General features: G+C 59.0%; 2 protein-coding genes and 1 pseudogene. 1 reads left to right on the top strand and 2 read right to left on the bottom strand.

Annotated elements, in window-relative coordinates:
- Positions 1-93: 93 nt before the first annotated feature.
- Positions 94-693, bottom strand: coding sequence for a hemerythrin domain-containing protein (locus tag AWB67_RS35875; RefSeq protein ID WP_087660621.1), 600 nt, complete (start codon positions 691-693; stop codon positions 94-96).
- Between the two features lie 160 nt (positions 694-853).
- Positions 854-1369, bottom strand: coding sequence for a SagB/ThcOx family dehydrogenase (locus AWB67_RS35870; protein WP_125474267.1), 516 nt, complete (start codon positions 1367-1369; stop codon positions 854-856).
- 329 nt (positions 1370-1698) lie between these two features.
- Here AWB67_RS35870 and AWB67_RS35865 point away from each other — a divergent pair.
- Positions 1699-2738: pseudogene (locus AWB67_RS35865) on the top strand (IS5 family transposase).
- The last annotated feature ends 273 nt before the right edge of the window (positions 2739-3011 follow it).

Here is a 3011-nt window from a genome sequence, read left to right as displayed (position 1 = left end):
CTCTATAGAAGATCGTCGCGCCGAGCGCACAACGGGCGCGAGCGCTCGTTGTTCAGGCCTCTGCAGTGCCGTCGGTTTGTTTCGCCATTGTCTTCAAACGTCCTGCCGAATCTCGCCGGCCGCTGGCACAGCATTCGCAATTAGACGATAAAGGCTGTCTAGGCTCTCGCCGTCGAAGGTCGTTTCGCCGAACGGGTCGTAGCGGCGTTCGAAAGCGGCGTTGATTTTCGTCCAGTCGGCCTCCGTCAGAAAGCGCTCGGCGGCAGGCAGAATCAACGCTTCCTCGACGCGCCTGTGATTCGAACAGAACGCAACGTATTGCTCCATCAACGTTCGCATGTTCAATAGTGCTGCATCTCCCTTCAGTTCATAGCGGGTCAACGCATGCTCCAGATTCCGCAGGCGCACATCGCCTTCGATGTGTTCACATTGCACTTCGTCCAGCACCTCGTCGAAATCGTCGGTGCGGTTTCTCAGCGCGGCAAACAGAGAGCGGTCTTCCATCGGATGATGAATCTGATCCGGGTATTCTCGAATGTAGTAGAGCATTGCGCGTAGCACGATCGGATCGGGCGTCGATGTACCGTCGCCAAGCCTTCGGACGAACTCGAGCATGGCGGCCGTGACAGCTGCCAGACGCTTGTGATCAAGCTTAATCATGCGCAGTGCAGCGCGCTCCGTCGTGATGGTCATGCCAGCTCCTGAGCGATAGTGGTCGCTTGTTGGCTTACTAGTCGTGGACAAAATGACCCGCGATTTGCGTCAGCAGAGCGCTCCACTCGACGGGCAGATTCACATTCACGGCCAGCGTCGTGTGGTTCATCCGCGCTGCCGCGGCGAGGCCCACTGAGGCTCAACGAAGATAAACGTTCTGCCGGGCCGGCCCGGCGCGTGCGTACGCAACGCTTTCGCGTTGAAGCGTGGACGCGTCCTGTATGCGAGGCCATCGCCATAGAAGATCAACGGGCGCATAGGCTAAGAAATCCTGATCGCCGGTGGTCGCGCGCGGATCGAAGAGCGCGGCGCGAACGAGCCGACCATCGAGAGGCTCGTATCGAGACAGGCCGGTTACGGGCAGCACGTTAATGGCGATTTCATAACCACCGAGCGCGGACCGCGCCTCGCGTGCACCGTCCGTGTCGCGCCTAATGCCGTTGGCGACCCATATCAACTCGCCGAGGACGTCGCTATGGACGCGGTCAGGCGAGGTACGATGCACAGCGACTGCATTCAGCAACGGCGAGACGCCGCTGCGCCGTGGCCTTGACAGTTCGATGACGTGGGGCGACGCGTCTTCCAAATGACGCGGAGCGGGTGCATTCAGCACTGCCGATCCGATTTGTGATAGAGGTTCGATCATGGATTTCACGCTCACAAGTGCCGGCGCCCCAAGGGCAGGTCAAGCCGATTCTTTCACGGTCAGGCGTCGCGCCGCTTGATCTGGATCAGTCAACGAGTGAGTGAAGCGCCCACCAGAGAACGCGTTGCTTTCGACGAGGCCCGTTTCGAGCGCGCACAAGGCGCCAGGAAGAGGCGAGCAGTCGCATCGCGCTTCGCGACGAAGTTGATTGGGCAAGGCAAATAGGCGGTCGAAACGACGAATCAAGAGAACTCGTATGATCCGCGGCGACGAGGGTCGCGCATCGCCAAGCATCACCCGAGTGGCGCGCAGGCCCGCACCCTTAACAGGTTGCTGAAATACCAAGTAACGTGCGTCATCGTGGAAGGCCGCTAAGGCGCTTCATGGTGAACGAGGCGCTCGCGAAGATGGATCGGCTGTTCGCCGGCATGTACGAGGCCGACATCAAGGGTGGTCGGCCGAGCATCGCGCCAGAGAAGTTGCTGCGAGCGATGCTGCTGCAAGTGCTGTACAGCAATCGTTCGGAACGTCAGCTCATGGAGCAGACGCGGTACAACCTGCTGTTTCGCTGGTTCATAGGGCTGTCGATGGATGATGCGGTATGGGTGCCCACGGTGTTCACGAAGAACCGCGAGCGTCTGATCAAGCATGATGCTGTGGTTGAATTCTTTAACGAAGTGCTGGCTGTCGCGCAACAGAAGGATTGGTTGTCGGGCGAGCATTTCAGTGTGGACGGCACGCTGATCCAGGCGTGGGCCGGACATAAGAGCTTTGTGCGCAAGGATGGCGCAGACAAAGACCATGATGACGGTCGCGGCGACTTCAGAGGCAGCAAGCGCAGCAACCAGACACACCAATCCAAGACCGATCCCGATGCGCGGCTTTATCGCAAAGGCAAAACGGCCAGCGAGTTGCGTTTCATGGGCCGCACGCTGAGCGACAACCGCCACGGTCTGGTGGTCAACGCCCGAGTCAGCTGCGCTGACGGACATGCCGAACGCGAAGCAGCCAAGGTCATGATCAACGATGCGCGGCAAGTGGCAGACGCTGCGGTCGAAATCACCGTAGGCGCTGATAAGGGTTACGACGCGAAGGAATTCATCGAAGCCTGCCGGGAAATGAAGGTCGCCCGCATGTAGCGCAAAACACCTCAGGGCGGCGTTCAGCGGTGCCTGATGCGATAGCCTGCAGCGTGGGCTATGCCGTTTCGCAGCAAAAGCGCAAGCTGATCGAACAAGGCTTTGGCTGGGTGAAGACCGTCGGTCGGATGCACCAAGTGATGGTACGGGGGTTGGAGAAGGTCGACCACCTCTTCGTTTTGAATATGGCCGCATACAACCTGGTGCGCATGCGCTCACTGGGGCAAGTCCGTCCGTAGTGGCGCAAATGACGGTAACGACATCAAAACCGAGCCTCAAACCGTCGCAAAAGACGTTGAATGCGCGATGCAATTGCACATTGCGAAAAGTTCGTCGCAATAGCCGCGCAGTTAGAGGAACGCGGCTTCTGCTGACGTGTATTTCAGCAACCTGTTAAAAACAGTACTAGGGAAAGCGCGAGGCGTCGCAGGTTAGGGCTGTGCTGAAGAAGCGGGGGTTTTCACGGGATCGTCGTTGCTGATTCCACGATGCGAGAATGGCGACGCGCTCGC

The organism is Caballeronia terrestris, assembly GCF_001544515.1.
GTDB lineage: Bacteria > Pseudomonadota > Gammaproteobacteria > Burkholderiales > Burkholderiaceae > Caballeronia > Caballeronia terrestris.
The sequence above is the reverse complement of the archived record's forward strand: the minus strand, read 5'-3'. Positions and strand labels throughout refer to the sequence as shown.

Bases quoted from the DNA above. Each gene is read 5' to 3' on its own strand.
- AWB67_RS35875 (WP_087660621.1), bottom strand. From the start codon at position 693: ATGACCATCACGACGGAGCGCGCTGCACTGCGCATGATTAAGCTTGAT.